This window comes from Halorussus pelagicus (assembly GCF_004087835.1).
In the GTDB taxonomy this organism is placed as follows: domain Archaea; phylum Halobacteriota; class Halobacteria; order Halobacteriales; family Haladaptataceae; genus Halorussus; species Halorussus pelagicus.
In genome coordinates, this window is record NZ_CP035119.1 from 2,623,461 (window position 1) to 2,640,433 (window position 16,973).

17 protein-coding genes are annotated in these 16,973 nt (G+C 64.1%); 6 read left to right on the forward strand and 11 right to left on the reverse strand.

Annotation, left to right across the window (positions count from 1 at the left end):
* A complete protein-coding gene (gene gyrB, locus EP007_RS13315; protein WP_128478120.1) occupies positions 1–1,917 on the reverse strand; it encodes a DNA topoisomerase (ATP-hydrolyzing) subunit B in 1,917 nt (638 codons plus the stop codon).
* A 127-nt stretch (positions 1,918–2,044) separates the two neighbouring features.
* Positions 2,045–2,500, reverse strand: a complete 456-nt coding sequence (locus EP007_RS13320) for a pyridoxamine 5'-phosphate oxidase family protein (RefSeq protein ID WP_128478121.1) — start codon at positions 2,498–2,500, stop codon at positions 2,045–2,047.
* Positions 2,501–2,722: 222 nt separating this feature from the next.
* Between EP007_RS13320 and EP007_RS13325 the strand changes: the two genes are divergently transcribed.
* Positions 2,723–5,137, forward strand: coding sequence for a DNA topoisomerase VI subunit B (locus EP007_RS13325; protein ID WP_128478122.1), 2,415 nt, complete (start codon positions 2,723–2,725; stop codon positions 5,135–5,137).
* Positions 5,134–6,225 (forward strand): DNA topoisomerase IV subunit A, encoded by a 1,092-nt coding sequence (locus EP007_RS13330; protein ID WP_128478123.1) that lies wholly within the window; start codon positions 5,134–5,136, stop codon positions 6,223–6,225. The genes EP007_RS13325 and EP007_RS13330 overlap by 4 nt, the downstream gene beginning before the upstream one ends.
* Here EP007_RS13330 and EP007_RS13335 read toward each other — a convergent pair whose 3' ends face one another.
* On the reverse strand, positions 6,226–7,074 hold the full coding sequence (locus tag EP007_RS13335; protein ID WP_128478124.1) for a zinc ribbon domain-containing protein: 849 nt from the start codon (positions 7,072–7,074) through the stop codon (positions 6,226–6,228).
* Between the two features lie 137 nt (positions 7,075–7,211).
* Here EP007_RS13335 and EP007_RS13340 point away from each other — a divergent pair, with 137 nt between their 5' ends.
* Positions 7,212–7,421, forward strand: a complete 210-nt coding sequence (locus EP007_RS13340) for a TOBE domain-containing protein (RefSeq protein WP_128478125.1) — start codon at positions 7,212–7,214, stop codon at positions 7,419–7,421.
* 51 nt (positions 7,422–7,472) lie between these two features.
* On the opposite strand, the gene EP007_RS13345 is transcribed toward EP007_RS13340, so the two are convergent.
* Positions 7,473–7,919: a hypothetical protein gene (locus tag EP007_RS13345; protein ID WP_128478126.1), complete on the reverse strand. Its 447-nt coding sequence runs from the start codon at positions 7,917–7,919 to the stop codon at positions 7,473–7,475.
* Between the two features lie 93 nt (positions 7,920–8,012).
* Positions 8,013–8,360, reverse strand: a complete 348-nt coding sequence (locus tag EP007_RS13350) for a hypothetical protein (protein WP_128478127.1) — start codon at positions 8,358–8,360, stop codon at positions 8,013–8,015.
* Positions 8,361–8,581: 221 nt separating this feature from the next.
* Between EP007_RS13350 and EP007_RS17565 the strand changes: the two genes are divergently transcribed.
* Positions 8,582–8,734: a hypothetical protein gene (locus tag EP007_RS17565; RefSeq protein WP_166035588.1), complete on the forward strand. Its 153-nt coding sequence runs from the start codon at positions 8,582–8,584 to the stop codon at positions 8,732–8,734.
* A gap of 159 nt (positions 8,735–8,893) precedes the next feature.
* Here the strand turns inward: EP007_RS17565 and EP007_RS13360 are convergent, their stop codons facing one another.
* Both EP007_RS13360 and EP007_RS13365 read right to left on the reverse strand, forming a co-directional pair.
* Complete coding sequence (locus tag EP007_RS13360; protein ID WP_128478128.1) at positions 8,894–9,655, reverse strand: MBL fold metallo-hydrolase; 762 nt, start codon at positions 9,653–9,655, stop codon at positions 8,894–8,896.
* A 75-nt stretch (positions 9,656–9,730) separates the two neighbouring features.
* Positions 9,731–10,447: a class I SAM-dependent methyltransferase gene (locus EP007_RS13365; protein WP_128478129.1), complete on the reverse strand. Its 717-nt coding sequence runs from the start codon at positions 10,445–10,447 to the stop codon at positions 9,731–9,733.
* 131 nt (positions 10,448–10,578) lie between these two features.
* On the opposite strand from EP007_RS13365, the gene EP007_RS13370 reads away from it, so the two are divergent.
* Complete coding sequence (locus tag EP007_RS13370) at positions 10,579–11,199, forward strand: hypothetical protein (RefSeq protein ID WP_128478130.1); 621 nt, start codon at positions 10,579–10,581, stop codon at positions 11,197–11,199.
* Between the two features lie 19 nt (positions 11,200–11,218).
* On the opposite strand, the gene ligA is transcribed toward EP007_RS13370, so the two are convergent.
* On the reverse strand, positions 11,219–13,051 hold the full coding sequence (gene ligA, locus EP007_RS13375; RefSeq protein WP_128478131.1) for an ATP-dependent DNA ligase LigA: 1,833 nt from the start codon (positions 13,049–13,051) through the stop codon (positions 11,219–11,221).
* 369 nt (positions 13,052–13,420) lie between these two features.
* On the reverse strand, positions 13,421–14,896 hold the full coding sequence (gene pabB / locus EP007_RS13380) for an aminodeoxychorismate synthase, component I (RefSeq protein WP_394346043.1): 1,476 nt from the start codon (positions 14,894–14,896) through the stop codon (positions 13,421–13,423).
* Between the two features lie 164 nt (positions 14,897–15,060).
* On the opposite strand from pabB, the gene EP007_RS13385 reads away from it, so the two are divergent.
* A complete protein-coding gene (locus EP007_RS13385) occupies positions 15,061–15,732 on the forward strand; it encodes a DUF47 family protein (protein ID WP_166035590.1) in 672 nt (223 codons plus the stop codon).
* A gap of 74 nt (positions 15,733–15,806) precedes the next feature.
* On the opposite strand, the gene EP007_RS13390 is transcribed toward EP007_RS13385, so the two are convergent.
* Together EP007_RS13390 and EP007_RS13395 are read right to left on the reverse strand one after the other, a co-directional pair.
* The gene (locus EP007_RS13390) at positions 15,807–16,265 is read right to left on the reverse strand and encodes a type IV pilin (protein ID WP_128478133.1); all 459 of its coding nucleotides are present in this window, start codon (positions 16,263–16,265) and stop codon (positions 15,807–15,809) included.
* Positions 16,266–16,267: 2 nt separating this feature from the next.
* Positions 16,268–16,747 (reverse strand): type IV pilin, encoded by a 480-nt coding sequence (locus EP007_RS13395; protein ID WP_128478134.1) that lies wholly within the window; start codon positions 16,745–16,747, stop codon positions 16,268–16,270.
* Positions 16,748–16,973 lie beyond the last annotated feature (226 nt).

A 16,973-nucleotide genomic window follows, 5' to 3' on the forward strand; every position in this document is an offset into this window, starting at 1 on the left:
TCAGATGTCAACCCAGTCGGCTTCGCTGGCGTGTTCTTTGATGAACTGCTTTCGCGGTTCGACGGCGTCGCCCATCAGCACCGAGAACATCTTGTCCGCCGCGGCGGCGTCCTCGATGGTGATCTGCTTCAGGATGCGGTTGTCGGGATTCATCGTGGTCTCCCAGAGCTGTTCGGGGTTCATCTCCCCGAGACCCTTGAACCGCTGGACCTGCGTGGGGTTGCCGTCGCACTTCTCTTCGATAATCCGCTCGCGCTCGGCCTCGGTCATGGCGTCGTACGTCTCGCCGCGGTAGCGAATCCGGTAGAGCGGCGGTTGGGCCGCGTAGACGTAGCCCGCTTCCAGCAGGGGCTTCATGTATCGATACAGGAGCGTCAGATAGAGCGTTCGGATGTGCGCGCCGTCCACGTCCGCGTCCGTCATGATGATTATCTTGTGGTAGCGCGCGTCGTCTATCTCGAACTCGTCGCCGATGCCGGTGCCGAGCGCGGTGATGAAGTGGCGAATCTTGTCGTTCTCCAGCACCCGGTCGAGGCGGTGTTTCTCGACGTTCAGCACCTTGCCGAACAGCGGCAAAATGGCCTGAAACTCCCGGTCGCGGGCCTGCTTCGCGCTCCCGCCCGCGGAGTCGCCCTCCACCACGAAGAGTTCGGACTCGGTGGGGTCGCGCGATTGGCAGTCAGCCAGTTTTCCGGGGAGCGCGCTCGACTCCAAGGCGTTCTTTCGTCGAGTCAACTCCTCGGCTTTCTTGGCGGCTTTTCGGGCTTTTGCGGCCTCGACGGCCTTCGAGACGATGGCCTCGGCGGTCGTCGGGTTCTCCTCGAAGTACGTCGAGAGTCCCTCGTGAATCGCCGATTCGACGATGCCTCGGACCTCGCTGTTGCCCAGTTTGGTCTTGGTCTGGCCCTCGAACTGCGGGTCGGGGTGCTTGACCGAGATAACCGCCGTCAGACCCTCCCGCACGTCCTCGCCTTTCAAGTTCTCGTCCAAGTCGCCCAGAAGGTCGTTGTCGTTGGCGTAGTCGTTGACGAACCGCGTCAGGGCCGTCTTGAACCCGGTGAGGTGTGTGCCGCCCTCGCGCGTGTTGATGTTGTTGGCGAAAGCGTGGATGGACCCCTGAAGCTCGTCGGTGGCCTGCGTCGCCACCTCGACCTGAATGTCTTGGTCCTCGTCCTCGAAGTAGATGACCTCGTCGTGGAGCGGGGTCTTCGTCTCGTTGAGATACTCGACGAACTCCCGAATCCCGCCCTCGTACTCGAAGGTGTCCGAGTCGCCGTCCTCGCGGAGGTCCGCGAGCGAAATCTGCACCCCGGAGTTGAGGAAGGCGAGTTCTCGAAGCCGACTCTCCAGCGTCGAATACGTGAACTCGGTCGTCTCGAAGATGTCGCTGTCGGGCCAGAACTGAATCTCGGTCCCGGTCTCTTCGTCGGGTTCGAGGTCGCGCACGCGTTCGAGCGGCGTGACGGGTTCGCCCCGTTCGAACCGCTGGTGCCAGAGCGCGCCGTCGCGCTTGACCTCAACTTCGAGGCGCTCCGAGAGCGCGTTGACCACCGAGACGCCGACGCCGTGGAGACCGCCCGAGACCTGATAGGACTTGTTGTCGAACTTCCCGCCAGCGTGGAGGACGGTCAGAATGACCTCGACTGCGGGCTTGTCGTACTCCTCGTGGGTGTCTACCGGAATCCCGCGACCGTCGTCGGAGATAGCCACCGACCCGTCGTCGCGGATGTTTACATCAATCGAGTCACAGTAACCGGCGAGGGCCTCGTCGATAGAATTGTCAACGACCTCGAAAACGAGGTGATGTAAGCCGCGTGTATCGGTAGAACCGATATACATCGCCGGGCGTTTCCGAACCGCCTGTAGGCCTTCGAGAACCTGAATCTGCCCGGCCCCGTATTCACTTTCCTGACTCATAAAACCTGATTCAGGGTAGCAGTTCCTTCCTGATAAATCCCTCGCACACGCGCGCGCGAGAAAAATGTCATTAGTCGAAATGACGGCGAAATCGAGACGAGACCCGAACGTGGCGCTCACTCGGAAGTCACGCCTTCGTGGAGTCGTCCGACCGAACTTCCTTCCGGCCGGTCAGTCGCTCGGGGACGAGTCGGAACTGCCGGAACGGTACGTCGTCTGGCGGGTCCTCGAACACGTCCACCTTGGGGATGTCCACGGCCCACATCCCCTGCACCGCGGCGGAGTCGTAGTCCATGTCGGTCACGTCTTCGAGCGTTCCGGCGGCGACGACGCTCCGCCACCCCTCGTCAGTCCGGGCGTGCGTGACGAAAGCGACTGGGTTATCGACCACTTGGTTCTTCCCGCTGTCGTCGGGGAACGCGAGTCTGAAGTAGAAGTTCCCGGCGTCGTAGCCGTACGAGACCGGGAGCGAGAACGGAGGGTCCGCGCCTTCGGTCGAGAACGAGAGCGTGCCCGTGCCGCCGTCGCCAAGGAAGTCGTCGCGCTCCTGTTCGGTCAGTTGCACCCACCGTAACCTTTCCATGCGAGAGGGTACGACAGTGCGGTGGAAAACCGCTCTGGCGAGATACCACTCGAACTATTTCTTTTGCGCCACCGCGAGCGGCGAGTCGGCCGCCGCGACCTCGGGACGAAGCCGCCGAACGCACCTCATTTACTATATCGAAATACAGTTTATTCACTATTTTTACTTTCATTCTGGCATCAAGAAGGCTTTAACATCTACGCGGCTACGACGTACTACAGAATGCCATCTATCCAGTCGACGCTCGGCGAGGAGGAGGGGATCGCCGAGGAGTTGGCCGAGAGCCAACGCCAGATCTCTATCGCCGAGTTCTTCGAGAAGAACAAGCACATGCTCGGGTTCGACAGCGGTGCCCGAGGGCTGGTGACAGCGGTGAAGGAGGCGGTTGACAACGCCCTCGACGCGACCGAGGAGGCGGGTATCAAGCCCGACATCTACGTCGAAATCGACGACGAGGGCGACTATTACACCCTCGTCGTCGAGGACAATGGTCCCGGAATCACCAAAGAGCAGGTCCCGAAAGTCTTCGGAAAACTCCTCTACGGCTCGCGGTTCCACGCCCGAGAACAGAGCCGCGGTCAGCAGGGAATCGGGATTTCGGCGGCGGTCCTCTACGCCCAGCAGACCTCCGGCAAGCCAGCGAAGATTACCAGCAAGACCGAGGAAGGGACCGAGCAGTACTTCGAACTCATCATCGACACCGATGAGAACGAACCGGAAATCAAACACGAGGCCGACTCGCCGCCCGTGGGCAAGCACGTCAACGACACCCACGGGACTCGCATCGAGTTGGAGATGGAGGCCAACATGCGGGCGCGCCAGCAGCTCCAGCGTTACATCAAGCACACAGCGGTCGTCAACCCCCACGCTCGCATCGAGTACCGCGAACCGAGCATGGACGAGCCACAGCAGTTCCGGCGGGCCGAGCGCGCGGAACTCCCGGCCGAGACTGAAGAGATTCGCCCGCACCCCCACGGCGTCGAACTCGGGACGTTGCTGAAGATGCTCGCTAGCACTGACTCCCACAGCATTTCGGGATTCGCACAGGAGGAGTTCACCCGTGTCGGTCGCAAGACCGCCGACTCCATCCTTGACAACTTCCGCGACCGCCACTTCGGCCGCGAGGCGGCGTGGCAACCGCCCCAGAGCAACCAGAAATCCGACCTCGCGCGCGCAGTCGCGTCCGCGGTCTCGAACAAGACCGCGGACGCGACCGCCGCGTTCGGCGACGAGGTCGCCGAGACCGTCACCGCTCGAAACCGGGTCGCTCACAGCGAACTGGTCGAAATCGTCGCCGAGACCGCCGAGTCGGTCGGCGACGGCGAGGCGTTCAACGAGACGTTCGGCGACACCGTACAACAAAACGCCGTCGAAGCCGCGTGGGCCGAACTCACGGAGGGGCGGACCAGCGATCTCTACGGACTCGTGGACGCCGCGACCAGCACCCGGAAGGACGACGAGACCATCCACGGTCTCGCCGAACGCCTCGCCAAGCGCTTCGAGAAGGGCCGCGAGCGCGACCGCGCGACTCACGACGAGTTGCGCGACTACGTGGACACGGCCGCCGACCAGACCGAAGAGTTCGACGACGCGACCATCGGCGAGACGGCGCGCGAAAACGTCGTCATGGAGGTCTGGAACGCGATGGTCACGGTCCCCGACGAGGTGCCGAAAGTCCGGGAGTTCGTGGACGACCGCGACATGTCCAGCGACCTGTTGGCGGCGATGACCGAAACCGACATCATTTCGCCGCCGACCAACTGCCTGTCGCCCATCACCGCCGACCTCGTGGAGGCCGGACTCCGAAAGGAGTACGACGCCGACTTCTACGCGGCTTCGACCCGCGACGCCGACGTTCACGGCGGCGACCCCTTCATTGTGGAGGCCGGAATCGCCTACGGCGGCGAGTTGGAAGAGGAGGGCAAGGCCGAGGTCCTGCGGTTCGCCAACCGCGTCCCGCTGGTCTACCAGCGTGGGGCCTGTGCGACGACCGACGTGGTCAAATCCATCGGCTGGCGCAACTACAACCTGAGCCAACCCGGCGGGTCGGGCATCCCGAACGGCCCGGCGGTCATCATGGTCCACGTCGCCTCGACCAACGTGCCGTTCACCAGCGAGAGCAAGGACGCCGTCGCCAACGTCCCCGAAATCGAGGACGAAATCGAGTTGGCGATTCGGGAGGCCGCCCGCGAGTTGAAGTCGTATCTCAACAAGCGCAAATCGCTTGAGAAGCGCAAGAAAAAGCAGAACGTTATCGCCTCGATTCTTCCGGAGATGGCCGAGAAGTTGGCCGACGTGACCGACCAGAGCGAACCCCGGTACGAGGACGCGCTGGCCCGAATCATGAACAACGTGCTGGTCGAACGCGAAGTCGAGAACGGCACCGTTCGGCTCACCGTCGAGAACAACAGCGACACGAACGCCTCGCCGGAAATCACCGAAATCGTGAACGCGCAACCACAGAATCTCTCGGACGGCGCAACCGCCGTGGACATGGACGGCGAGTGGTTCGTCAAGTGGTCGCCGACCGTCGGGAGCGGCGACGAGGTCACGTTGGAGTACGAGGTCGGCGAGGACGCATCGTTCGACGTTAGCGTCGAAGGAATCGAGGACCCGAAACTCACCATCAACCAATGAGCGCAGACAACGAAGCAGAAGCCCAAGAGAAACTCATCGACCTCGCCGCGGAGTTCTACGACCAGTTCGAGCGCGGCGACATCCCCGAGATGTCGCTCCCGACCCGGACCAAGAGCAACATCGTCTTCGACGAGGACGAGAACGTCTGGGTGTACGGCGACCGCGAAAGCACACGGAGCGCCAACAGCGTCCGGGGCGCTCGTAAACTACTGAAGGCTATATACACTATCGACTTCCTCTCCGAGCAGTTGGAGGAAGACCGTTCATCGACCCTGCGTGAACTCTACTACCTCAGCGAGAGCTGGGACGTGAACGAGGCGCAGTTCTCCTCGCAGGACGAGTCCAACCAGTTGGTCGAGGACTTAGAAATCGTCTCGGAGGTCACGCGCGAGGACTTCCACATGCGCCCCGAGGAGTCGGGCGCGACCATCATGGGACCGCTCTATCTCCGCGAACAGACTCGCCGCGGCGAGCGCGAGATCCACTGTCAGAAGGACGTTGGAGAGGGCGGCTACCAGATTCCGAACAACCCCGACACCATCGAGTTTCTGGACCACGACGCCGACTTCGTCCTCTGCGTGGAGACCGGTGGCATGCGCGACCGACTGGTCGAGAACGGCTTCGACGAGAAGTACAACACCATCGTCGTCCACCTCAAGGGTCAGCCAGCGCGCGCGACTCGCCGCATCACCAAGCGCCTCCACGACGAACTCGACCTGCCCGTAACCGTCTTCACCGACGGCGACCCGTGGTCGTACCGCATCTTCGGGTCGGTAGCCTACGGGTCCATCAAGTCGGCCCACCTCAGCGAGTATTTGGCCACGCCGGAGGCCCAGTTCATCGGCATCCAACCCGAAGACATCGTGGAGTACGACCTGCCGACCGACCCCCTCAGCGACTCCGACGTGAACGCGCTCGAAAGCGAACTCGAAGACCCGCGCTTCCAGACCGACTACTGGGAGGAGCAGATAGAGATTCAACTTGACATCGGGAAGAAGTCCGAACAGCAGTCGCTGGCGTCTCACGGACTGGACTTCGTGACCGAGCGGTATTTGCCCGAGCGACTCGAAGCGATGGGCGTCCTGTAGTCAGGCGAACTCTCGTTCTCGCTCCGGTCCCGTTTCGTCGTCATCTCGCTCCCGGACGAACGGGTCGCCGTTCGCGCACGCTCGGCAGTAGATATTTTCGCCCTCACTCAGCGTTTCCACGGGAATCCCGGCGACGTAGCGCTTCTCGGCGAAGGTCCGGCGCACGCCGGTTCCGACCGGGCGAGCGCAGGCCGAACACGGGCGATTGGGTTCGTCCACGATTTCCTCGTCGGTCGTCTGGCGACGGCCGAACGTCGTCGGCGATTCGAAGCCCGGCGCGAACTGCATGGCGAGCGGAATCGACGCGACTGCCCCCAGCAGGAAGACGACTGCGAGGAGGGTCGTCAGGAACGACGACGTGAGCCAGAGCGCCAGCGTGCCGACGAACGCGAGCCACGCCCCGAACAGCAGTCCGGCCGCGATGCCGACAGCGGACTTCAGCGTCCACTCTGACGAGTTCTCGTCGGGGCGGCGCTCGGTACCGTCCGGGCGGAGTTCGATGCGTTCGGCTCCGGGCGAGTAGTTGTACCACGCGTACAGCAGGTTTCCGGCAGGAGTGGTGACCGCCAACAGGAGCGCGTGTATCCACAGCGACCCGATTGTTCGGTTGACCATCACGACGCCGTCGCCGTCGTCGCGCTTCACCTCCCAGCCGTCGAGCGCGAGCGATTCGACGCGCTCTCGGAGACCGGGGTCGGAGAGGGCCGCCGCGTCGGTGTCGGGCGCAACACCCTGAGCGCCCGCGGTCTCCTCGTCCACGGCGGACCCGCACTGCGAACAGAAGCTGTCGCCGGGCGATAGCGACGCTCCGCACTGCGAACAGAAGTTAGGTGTGGTGCGAGGACTCACACTCTAAGTAGTTGCGGCCGGAATAAGTAAATTGTGCTGCATTTCCGAGAACCCGACTGGGAACCGAAGCGCGGGCGGCATCCTCTCGATAGCTGACTGCCAGTAGACGTAACCCGGAACACGTCGTAGCGCGTTCGATGCCACTCAGCGCACGTAACCGACTCGCGGGAACCGTGAAGTCGCTCGACACGGCGGGACTGACGGCGGAAGTCGTCGTGGAGACCGACGACGGAACCGAGGTCACGTCGATAATCACCAGCAAGTCGGCTGACCGACTCGGCTTGGCGGAAGGCGCGGACGTGAACGCGGTCGTCAAAGCGACCGACGTGATGATTGAGAGCGAGTAACGAGGGAGGACCGCGCGAGCGAACGGAGAGTGCTCGCGCCCGAACCGCTCGTCACTCGCTGTCGAACCAACTCTCCAGCACCGATTCGACCGCTTCGTCCTGCGAGCGAACGTGCCTGCGCTCGGGGTCGCTCCGGTAGTCGAGGCGTCGGAAGTCGCCGACAGCGACGCGCTCGGCGTCGAGTTTCGCGGCCGCCGCGACCTGTTCGTCGTCCAGCGCGAACGAGCGGTCGCCTTCGGCGCGGGCCTCGCGGTCAACCAAGGTCCGGACTTCTTCGAGCGCGTCGATACCTCGACTCGTCCAACAGTCGTGACAGCACCGGAACCGGAGGGTGCCGCCGTAGTCGCCGACTGCGGTCGGCGCGAGACCGCCGTCCATCGCCGCGCCCCAGACGAGACCGAGAGTATCGACCGTGACGTGTCGGTCGTCGTCGCTCCCGCAGGCCGCGCAGGCGGTCGGTTCGTCGGCGTAGGGCCAGTCGTCGGGGACCTTCTCCATGCCCGGAACGTGGTAGCGGGGCGACATATACGTGGTCTTTCGGGTTTCGGTGCGACGTTCGCGTCGGCGGCCGCGAGTGAGGTGCGACGCGCCTCATCGGAGCAGAACGGCCAGTCCCGCGATGTTCCACAGGACGAGACCGAGACCGTAGAACAGCATCTTCGCGCGGAGCGAGAGGTGGGCGCTCGACCCCGAAAGCATCTCCGTCCCGTTCATCCCCTCGGTCACCGCCTCCATCCCGGAGTCCTCGGCCATGCCGACCCCCGAGGCTGGCGCGGCCCCGGCCTCGCCAGCGCCGAGAACGACGAGGAGGACGCCGGTCCCGGCGAGCAGAAGGAGTGTGAGTCCGGTGCTGAAAACGAGGTAGGCGACGCCGACCGTTGCGGCCGCGGCGAGGCCGGTGTAGCGAACCACGGGGGCGAGCAGTGCGTTCCAGTCCATGCCCGGTAGTTGTCAGACAGGAACAAAAATCCGGAGGGTCGTCCCGAAGAGTGTAATTCTACGCGAGGAGCAGTTCGAGACCGGGCCGACCGCAAAGCCACCGCTCGACCGCCGCTAGCAGGAAGTAGCCCGCGACGTACAGCGGTGCGAAGAGAAAGACGAAGGTGAACCCCCGGCGTGTCTCCCTGCCCGCTCCCGATTGGTGGGTACTCGATAAGGATGTGCCAGAACGCGAGCAGACCGGCCATCAGGACAACCGGACTCCGGATGCGATAGCGAACCCAGAGGGCAATCGGGACGCCGACGACACCGGCCGCTCCGGCGAGCGCACCGCCGACGGTCAGCCAGAGCGGCGTCGAGAAGGCAATTTCTGACGAGGGTCGAGACCCCACGCGAGGACGACGGCGGCATAGAGCGCGCTACCGACTGCCGCGAGCAGTGCGGGCCGGGTCCATCGTCGTACCGGGAGCATTTACTCTCAAAAATAACTAGCAACTTAGAAGAAATAATCTCCTCGGTTCCGCTCCGTCTGCCTACTCGTCCAGCACCACGGGAACGCCGCGCTTGGCCACGTCGGCGGCGAACGCGCCCGAATCGGTCTCCAGCGCCTCGAAGGTGTTGTAGTGAATCGGCAGCACGAGGTCGGGGTCCATCGCTTCCGCGAGTTCCGCGGCCTCCTCGCGGTTCATCGTGAACGACCCGCCGATGGGCGGGCAGAACAGCGACACGTCGAGTTCCGTGTGGCCCGGCAGAGCGTCGGAGTCGCCCGGCCAGAACACCGTCACGTCCTCGGCGTTCCGGCCGGGGAGCGTGAGGTGGTAGCCGACGCCGAATCCCTCGGGGTGGAAGGGGTCGCCGTTCGCGTCGGTGTGAGGCCCGTCGGGTTCGTTGTAGCCCGCGACCGACCGGACGATAACGTTGCCGAGCAGAAGGTCGTCCGTCTCGTCCACCTTGATGACTTCGTAGGGCAAGTCGCCTAACGCCTCCACGTCGCGGTCGATTTTCGGCGGATAGACCGCATTGTAGACGACCAGCGTGGCGTCCTCAGCGGCGACGCGCCGAATCGCGTCGGAGTCGTAGTGGTGGTCGTGGGTGACCAGTACGAGGTCGCCGTCTTCCGGGCGATAGTCGCGCGCCTCGGGGTGGCCGACGCCCGGCGAGTCTGGCCGCCACTCGCCCGTGAGCGTGCCGTACCGGCCGGGGTCAACGTAGACGACCGTTCCGTCGGGCGATTCGAGCCGCAGGCCAGCGTAGCCGAGCCACTCCGCGGTGAGTCCGTCGTGTCGAATTGTCATGCCCGCAGGTTGGAGCGGGGCAGTCAAAACGGTTCGGCCTCGGTGGAACATCCATTCCGAAATCCGCGAGCGCGGTCAGTCGTCGCGGCGGAACGCCCGGAGCGTGTCGCGCTTGGTCGCCCGACGTTCGACCTCGGTGAAGCCCAATTCGGTGAAAATCCGGTTCCAATTGCGGTAGTAGAGCGGGAACTCCTCTTTGACGTAGTTGACTCCTCGCCGGGCTTCCGCCTCGATGCCTTCAGGAACATCGACTTCGGTGTCCGTTTCGCTCTCGGTGCGAGGAGCGCCCGCACCGCGGTTCGCGTCGTTTTCGTCCGTCTCCTCCGAGTCGTCGTCGCGGTTCTCGTTCTCGACGGTGACGAGCGTGTCAGCGGTGATGCGCGCCAGTTCCCCGAAGACCGCCTCGTCGTCGGGGTGGATGTGCTGGAGCGTTTCGACGGAGAAGACGGCGTCGAACCGGCCGTCTTCGAATTCCGGGATAAGGTCCTCGATGGCGTCGTTGTAGAACGTCCCGGCCTCGGCGAGGTCGGGGTAGGCGTCGGCCATCACGTCGAAGGCCTCGTCGTTGATTTCGACGCCGTGGATGTCGTCGTAGCCGTGTTCGTGGAGGTGCGCGAGATGACGGCCGGAACTGCACCCGAGTTCGAGGACGGCGGCGTCCGACCCGACGAACGAGTCGAGCAGGTCCAGAATCCGGTCGCTCGTCTCGTCGGGACCGTAGTAGGCGTAGTAGCTCGGCGAATATTCGCCCGACCGCTCGGCCCACTGGTTTCGGACTTCGTCGGAATTCACTCTTACCGGAAGGTGCTGTGTCGGTAAAGTCCCACCGGCTTCGGGACGCTCGGTCGAGAGTTCGAGTAGTGAACGCTCGGAGGTAATTAGAACAACATTTAACACCGGGCGGTGGTGGCACAGTAATGTCAATGATTCATTTGGAGCTGCGAGAACTGCTCGAAGAAAAGACCGGTGTTCTCCTTTTGATTGCGGGAGGGCTTCTAATAATCCAGATTGCGTCCCCGGCTTTTCCGGATTTCGCCGGGGTCATGCCAACGGAGCGACTACCGGGATGGGTGGGCTTCATTTCCTCCGCCCTATCACCAGGACTCGTCGGACGTGGACTCTCGTTCGTTGCTTTGTTAGGTCTGTATCACCGCCTGACTTCCGAGACTCCTCGGTTAGCCATTGGGGGTGTCGCCCTGATGGCACTCACGCCGCTCCTCTTTTTGAGCGGTCTTCTAACCGCTCTCGTTCGCCCGACACCTGAATTTCGGTATCTCTTCTGGCTTAGTCCTCTGCCGTACATAGCGGGGACTTCACTTTTCGGACTAGCTTTCCTCTGGAAAGACGGTTCCATCCGGTTCGTTGGGATTCCGTTACTGCTCTTCTCGGGGACGTGGAGTCTGCTATACGCTATTGGCCTGAAGAACGGCGACATTCCGGGATGGTTTCCGTCCGGCGAACTGCTCACGCTGTCGCTGCTTACGATGGGATACCTCCTCTACGCGAACTCGACTCCCCACGACGACGGTGCGCTCGCTCCCTGAAACTATCGAGTATCACTTCCTACTGCTCGTCGGCCAGTCGCTCGACGCGCGCCAGCGAATCCGCGCTCTCGGGGTCCTTGTCGTCGCGCACGCCGAGGAATCGCGGGAAGCGCAGGGCATAGCCCGACGAGTAGGTCGGCGACTCCTGAATCTCCTCGTACCCCACCTCGAAGACGACCTTCGGGGCGATTTCGACCTCTTGGCCCTCCTGCTTCCGGATGTGCGGTTCCAGCAGGTCGGTCAAGTCCGCCAGTTCCTCGTCGGTGATTCCGGTGGCGACCTTGCCGAGCGTCTCGAACTCGCCGTTGCTCGCGTCTCCGTCGCCCGCATCCCCATCGGCGCGCGCCGAGAGCAGAAAGGTTCCGAGGAAACTCGCCCGGCGGCCCTCGCCCCACTCCGCGCCCGTGACCACGAGGTCCAGCGTCTCCACGTCGGGTTTGCGCTTGAGCCAGTTCTTCCCCCGGCGGCCCGGCGAGTAGGTCGAGTCGGGGTTCTTCAGCATGATTCCCTCGTGGCCCGCGTCGAGGGCTTTGGTCTCGATGCTGGCGATTTCGTCGGCGTCGTCCGCGAGGTGAAGCGACGAGACCACCGACTCGCCGGACCCGTCCTCGGCGTCGAAAATCGCGTCCAGTCGCTCGTGGCGCTCGGGTAGGGGCGTCCGGAGCAGGTCGTCGCCAGCGGCGTGCAGGCAGTCGAACGCGAACAGGTCGAGTTCGACCTCCTCGCGGGCGCGGGCAACGTCGTGCTTCCGACGGAAGCGCCGCAGGACCTCCTGAAACGGCAGGGGGTCGCCGTCCTCGGTGGCGACGACTTCGCCGTCGAGGATGGCCGGAGCGTCCAGATTCGCCTCGACCTCCTCGACGACTTCGGGGAGGGCGTCGGTCACGTCCTCCATGTTCCGCGAGAAGATTGCGACCTCGCGGGCGTTGTCTCGGTTGCGGCCCTCGCCCCCGGCGGCGTCGGCGCTCCGGGTCGGGTCAGCGGAATCGTCGGCGGCGTCCCACCCCAACCCCTCGGGGTCGTAGTGAATCTGGACGCGAGCGCCGTCGTACTTCCACTCGACCGCGACCTCCTCCCAATCTTCGAGCGCGTCGCCGACGGTCCCGGCCTGCGCCAGCATCGCCTGCACCGGCCGACCGACTTCGAGGTCCAGTTCCGCGAGTCCCGACTCGCCCTCCTCGCGGGCGACGCGGGCCACCTCGCCGTAGTCGTTCGACACCTGCAACGCGCGCTCGACGGATTCGACGGGCACGTCGAAGGCCCCGGCGACGGCGTCCCTGACGGTGCCCTCGCCGACGCCGATGCGCATCTCCGAGAGGACGAGTCTGGCGAGATAGCGCGCCTCGACCGCGTCCGCGCGGTTGAACAGCGCGAACAGGATGTCTATCTTCGTGTCCTGACTGCCCGAGCCTTCCGCCGCCGCGAGCGCGTCGAGTTCGTCGGCGACCTCGGCGACAGTGAGGTCGTTCGCGCCGCTCGTTCCAGACCCGTCGCTCGCGCCCGTCCCGCTCGCTCCCCCGCCGGTGAACGCTCCGAGACCCTGCTGGCCGCCGAAGTCGTAGCTCGCGGCCACCTCGCCGATATCGCCCACCTCGGCAAGTCGGTCCTCCACGTCGTCGGCCGAGACGTTGGTCCCGGCGGCCCGCGCGATGGCCTCGTAGCAGTAGTTCGGCCCGATGTCGAGGGTCCGCGAGGCCCAGGCTGGGAAGACGCGGCCCTGCACGAACCGGGCCAGCACGGGGAGGTCATCGGTCGCGCCCTCGAACAGGTGCGTGACCTGCTCGGTAATCTCGGTGTCGGCGCTCAACTCCTCGATTTCGGCGGCGATGTCGGCGAACTCCCCGAATTGCATCGTCCGTGGGTAGTCGATAGGTCGGATTAAGCAATTCGACTCCCGCTTCGTCGTGTGGGTTGACTGGGAGTTCGTGGTCGATTCGTCGTGTACGAGGCCGAGATGTGAATCGAGTCGGAGAGCAATGAGGTGAACGTCGAGAGAGAAACGAGTGGACCGTCGAGAGGAAGCTAGCGTCAGGCGTGAGCAACTCATACCGCCACCGCACAGCACCGCGACCGCATCAGCCTCACGCCTCCCCAACCTCGGCGGCCGCATCCGCGGCCGCCGTCCCTCGCGCGGATGGGCGTGGCGCATGAACGCGCCACGCCCGCACGCGCCGACCGCAGTGGAAACGAAGACTGTCAGAAACTCTCCGAAATCCCCCGCTCACTCCTCGACGGCCAACTCCGCCTCGTCGCCGAGCGCGTCGTCCATCGCGCGGACCAGCGCCCGGCCCTTCGCCAGCGTCTCCTCGTGTTCGTCGTCGGGGTCCGAATCGTGGACGATGCCCGCGCCGACCCGCAGATAATACTGCTCGCCCGCCCGGACCAGCGTCCGGATGGTCATGTTCAGCGTGGCGCGCTCGTCGAACCCGACGGCGCCGATAGCGCCGGTGTAGGGACCGCGCCGGGTCGATTCGAGTTCGTCGATTATCTCCATTGTCCGGGGTTTGGGGGCACCCGTGATGGTCCCGCCGGGGAAGACGGCGGCGATGGCGTCCGCGACCGAGGCGTCCTCGCGGCGACGCCCGACGACCTTCGAGACGGTGTGCATCACCTCGGAGTAGCGGTCGATACGCCGGTACTCCGAGACCTCGACCGACCCGAACTCACAGACCTTCCCGAGGTCGTTGCGCTCCAAATCGACCAGCATCGCGTGTTCGGCGTGTTCCTTCTCGCTGTCGAGCAGTTCGCGCTCCAGTCGTCGGTCGTCCGCGGGCGTCTCGCCGCGCGGCCGGGTCCCGGCGATGGGTTCGGTCACGAGACGATCGCCCGCGCAGTCTATCAGGAGTTCCGGACTTGCCGAGACCAGATCGACGCCGGGGAACTCCACCATCGCGGAGTACGGCGCGGGGTTCACCCACCGGAGCGCCGCGAACGCCGAGACGGGGTGGACCGCCGCGGGCGCGACGAGTCGCTGGGAGATATTCGCCTGAAACGTCTCGCCGTCGCGGACGTACGCCTTGGTCCGGCGCACGCGCTCGGCGTACTCCTCGCGGCCGACCTCGTTGCGGAACGTCGCCGTCTCGGCGTCGGCGGGCGGGTCTTCGACCTGCGGGTCGCCCTCGCTCGCCCGCCGCGCGAGGTCGCGGGCGCGCTCGACCGCCCGGCGGTAGAGTTCGGCCGCGTCGTCATCCGGCGCGACTCGCGGACAGCAGGTGACTCGTAACTCCGTCTCGCCCCCGTCGCGCGGTTCGCGCCACGACGCCACGCGGTCGTAGACGCCCAACTGAAGCCGCGGGAGGTCGCGGTCGTCGTCGGTCGTGTCGGGTAGTTCCTCCAACTCGCGGGCGAGGTCGTAGGAGAACCACCCGAGCGCGCCGCAGGGGTAGGGCACGTCGCAGTCCCCGCGGACCAGTCGCTCCTCGCCGAGCAGGTCGTCCAGCGCGGCGAACCCCTCCGGCGTTGCGTCCGAGGCGTCGGTCCGGACCCATCGCTCGGGGTCGGTGGCGAAGTAGCCCCACCCGTCCTGTCCGCCGGTCGTTTCGAGGTAGACGCCCCCTTCCTCGTTGCGCGCGCGCCGGTAGGCGTCGTACGGGTCGCCGACCGCGGTCCGGACTTCGACCGGGATTCGGGCGGGCGCGTCGAGAGTCGCGGCGAGAGTTTCGAAGGACTCGCGGGAACTGACCGTTCGAATCGTCACGAGAGAGCGTACCGCGGCGGCGGTTATTTCGTTTCGGGTTTCGGCTTACCGAGACAGCGAAAGACGCGATACCGACCCGAAAGTCCGCGCTCAATGGTATGAGTACGGTTCCCGAACGTACCCCTCATAGTAGCCTTTTCCCGTTGCTCGCTCGCGTCTCCGATATGAGTTCTGCGAGGGGAGACTACGCCGCGGCAGTTCGGAGACTGACCGAAACGTACCTCGACGGGGTGACCGACACGACCGCCCACCTCCCGGACGCGCTTGACGCCTACGGAACCGACCCGGCCGCGTTCGAGGAAGCGGTCGAGCGCGTCGCCGAGCACGAATCGGCCTGCGACACCGCGCTTCGAGAGCTGCGAGGGACCGTCCGCGAGTCGATGCCGCCGAACTACACCGAGATGTATCTCCGCGTGGACGACGTGGCCAGACTCTACGCCGCCATCGACGCGGTGCCGAATCGCGCGGAGGGATTCGTTCGAGAGCTACACGCTATCACCCCGGAACTGGGCGATTCGGCGCGGACGACGCTCCGAGAGATGGCGATGCTGACCGCCGAGGCGGCCGCAGAGTTGGCCGCGGCGACGACCGCCTACGTCGAGCAGTTGGTCGGCGAGAGCGCGGCGGTCTCGGTCACCGACGCGGTTGACCGGGTGGCCGACCTCGAAAGCGAGTGCGACGGCCTGAAACACGACGCGCTCGCGGCGGCCTTCGAGGGGCGGCCGACCGCGGAGGCGCTCGTGGTCCGGGAGTTAATCTTGAAACTCGACGCCGCGATGGACGCCGTGGAGGACGCGGCCGAACATCTGCTGTTCGTCGCCAGCGCGGACGTGTAGCCTCGGTCGTCGCAGTGGCGAAACACGGGGTTGTCGGAGTGAGAGCGCGAAAAATCGGGAAATGCGTACGCCGACTAGACGTTGACTTCAGACTCGCCGATGACCGCCGTCTTGTCGCTACCGGACGCTTTCCAGATGATTTTCACTGCGTCGCCGTCCGAGAAGGAACTGCTGTTGACGGTGAGACCGTCACCAGCAGTAATATCTTCGTTCGGGAAGGAACTGTTATCTGAACTGCTCACTACAAGACCACCGTTGCCGTAGACGTTCTGTCCACCGACAGTAACGTTCACTTGGTCGGCCGCAACGGAGTCCCCACCGTCGTGAACTGTATCCACAGTGATATTGCCGCTAGATTGGCTATAGTCGAAACTGAACGTCGCACTCGGACTCGCCTGATTCACGCGGTCGCCGAGACCGAGGACGAACGTACCGATGACGGCGGCGAGGATGACCGTAATCGCCACCATCAGGATGACGCCGATGACCGGCGAGACGGCGTCCTCGTCACCGAACAAGTTTTTCAGCTCCATCGTCAGAGCGACACCTCGGACTCGCCAACGACAGCCGTCTTGTCGCTACCCGAAGCACTCCAAATGACTTTCACCGTGTCGCCGTCGCTCATGAAGCTACCGTCTTCCTGAATGTCGAGGGTATTGCCAGCGGTGATTTTCTTTCCAGACCATCCATCACTGCCTCCGGCACTGATGAAGTTGTTCTCATAACCTGTACCGTTCCACGCAGTGCTACTGTTAATCTGAACGCTAAGTTGGTCCGCCTCAACACCGTCACCGCCGTCGTGAGTGATGTTCACGTAGTCTCCGTTCGTTCCGCCAGCAGTCCCGTAATTGAAACTAAACTGTGAGTTCGGACTCGCCTGACTCACTCGGTCGCCGAGACCGAGAACGAACGTTCCAATCACCGCGGCCAGAATCACCGTAATCGCCACCATCAGGATGACGCCGATGACCGGCGAGACTGCGCCGTCGTCTTCGAATAGTGCTTTGAGTTTCATGTTTCGTATTTCTCTGTTTTCCGTCACGTTATCACCCGTGAGAAGCGGCCATATACTTTATTATACCGACGCCGCATGGTACGTTCGTCGGCGGGGGACCGCCAAAGCCGCCCCGAACCGGCACTTCTCCCGAGATGATACGTGCTTAGTTGCGACGTTCGCATTCCCCCTATATAAATACTTGCTTAATTGAAAACAGAATTATAGTCGTTGATATCTTGCCGAA

What these genes read in the sequence shown, in the direction of transcription:
- EP007_RS13345 (WP_128478126.1), bottom strand. Translation starts at nt 7,919, where the DNA reads ATGGAGAAGGTCCCCGACGACTGGCCCTACGCCGACGAACCGACCGCC.
- EP007_RS13330 (WP_128478123.1), top strand. Translation starts at nt 5,134, where the DNA reads ATGAGCGCAGACAACGAAGCAGAAGCCCAAGAGAAACTCATCGACCTC.
- EP007_RS13320 (WP_128478121.1), bottom strand. Translation starts at nt 2,500, where the DNA reads ATGGAAAGGTTACGGTGGGTGCAACTGACCGAACAGGAGCGCGACGAC.
- EP007_RS13350 (WP_128478127.1), bottom strand. Translation starts at nt 8,360, where the DNA reads ATGGACTGGAACGCACTGCTCGCCCCCGTGGTTCGCTACACCGGCCTC.
- EP007_RS13395 (WP_128478134.1), bottom strand. Translation starts at nt 16,747, where the DNA reads ATGAAACTCAAAGCACTATTCGAAGACGACGGCGCAGTCTCGCCGGTC.
- EP007_RS13340 (WP_128478125.1), top strand. Translation starts at nt 7,212, where the DNA reads ATGCCACTCAGCGCACGTAACCGACTCGCGGGAACCGTGAAGTCGCTC.
- EP007_RS13370 (WP_128478130.1), top strand. Translation starts at nt 10,579, where the DNA reads ATGATTCATTTGGAGCTGCGAGAACTGCTCGAAGAAAAGACCGGTGTT.
- EP007_RS13390 (WP_128478133.1), bottom strand. Translation starts at nt 16,265, where the DNA reads ATGGAGCTGAAAAACTTGTTCGGTGACGAGGACGCCGTCTCGCCGGTC.
- EP007_RS13385 (WP_166035590.1), top strand. Translation starts at nt 15,061, where the DNA reads ATGAGTTCTGCGAGGGGAGACTACGCCGCGGCAGTTCGGAGACTGACC.
- ligA (WP_128478131.1), bottom strand. Translation starts at nt 13,051, where the DNA reads ATGCAATTCGGGGAGTTCGCCGACATCGCCGCCGAAATCGAGGAGTTG.
- EP007_RS13325 (WP_128478122.1), top strand. Translation starts at nt 2,723, where the DNA reads ATGCCATCTATCCAGTCGACGCTCGGCGAGGAGGAGGGGATCGCCGAG.
- gyrB (WP_128478120.1), bottom strand. Translation starts at nt 1,917, where the DNA reads ATGAGTCAGGAAAGTGAATACGGGGCCGGGCAGATTCAGGTTCTCGAA.
- EP007_RS13360 (WP_128478128.1), bottom strand. Translation starts at nt 9,655, where the DNA reads ATGACAATTCGACACGACGGACTCACCGCGGAGTGGCTCGGCTACGCT.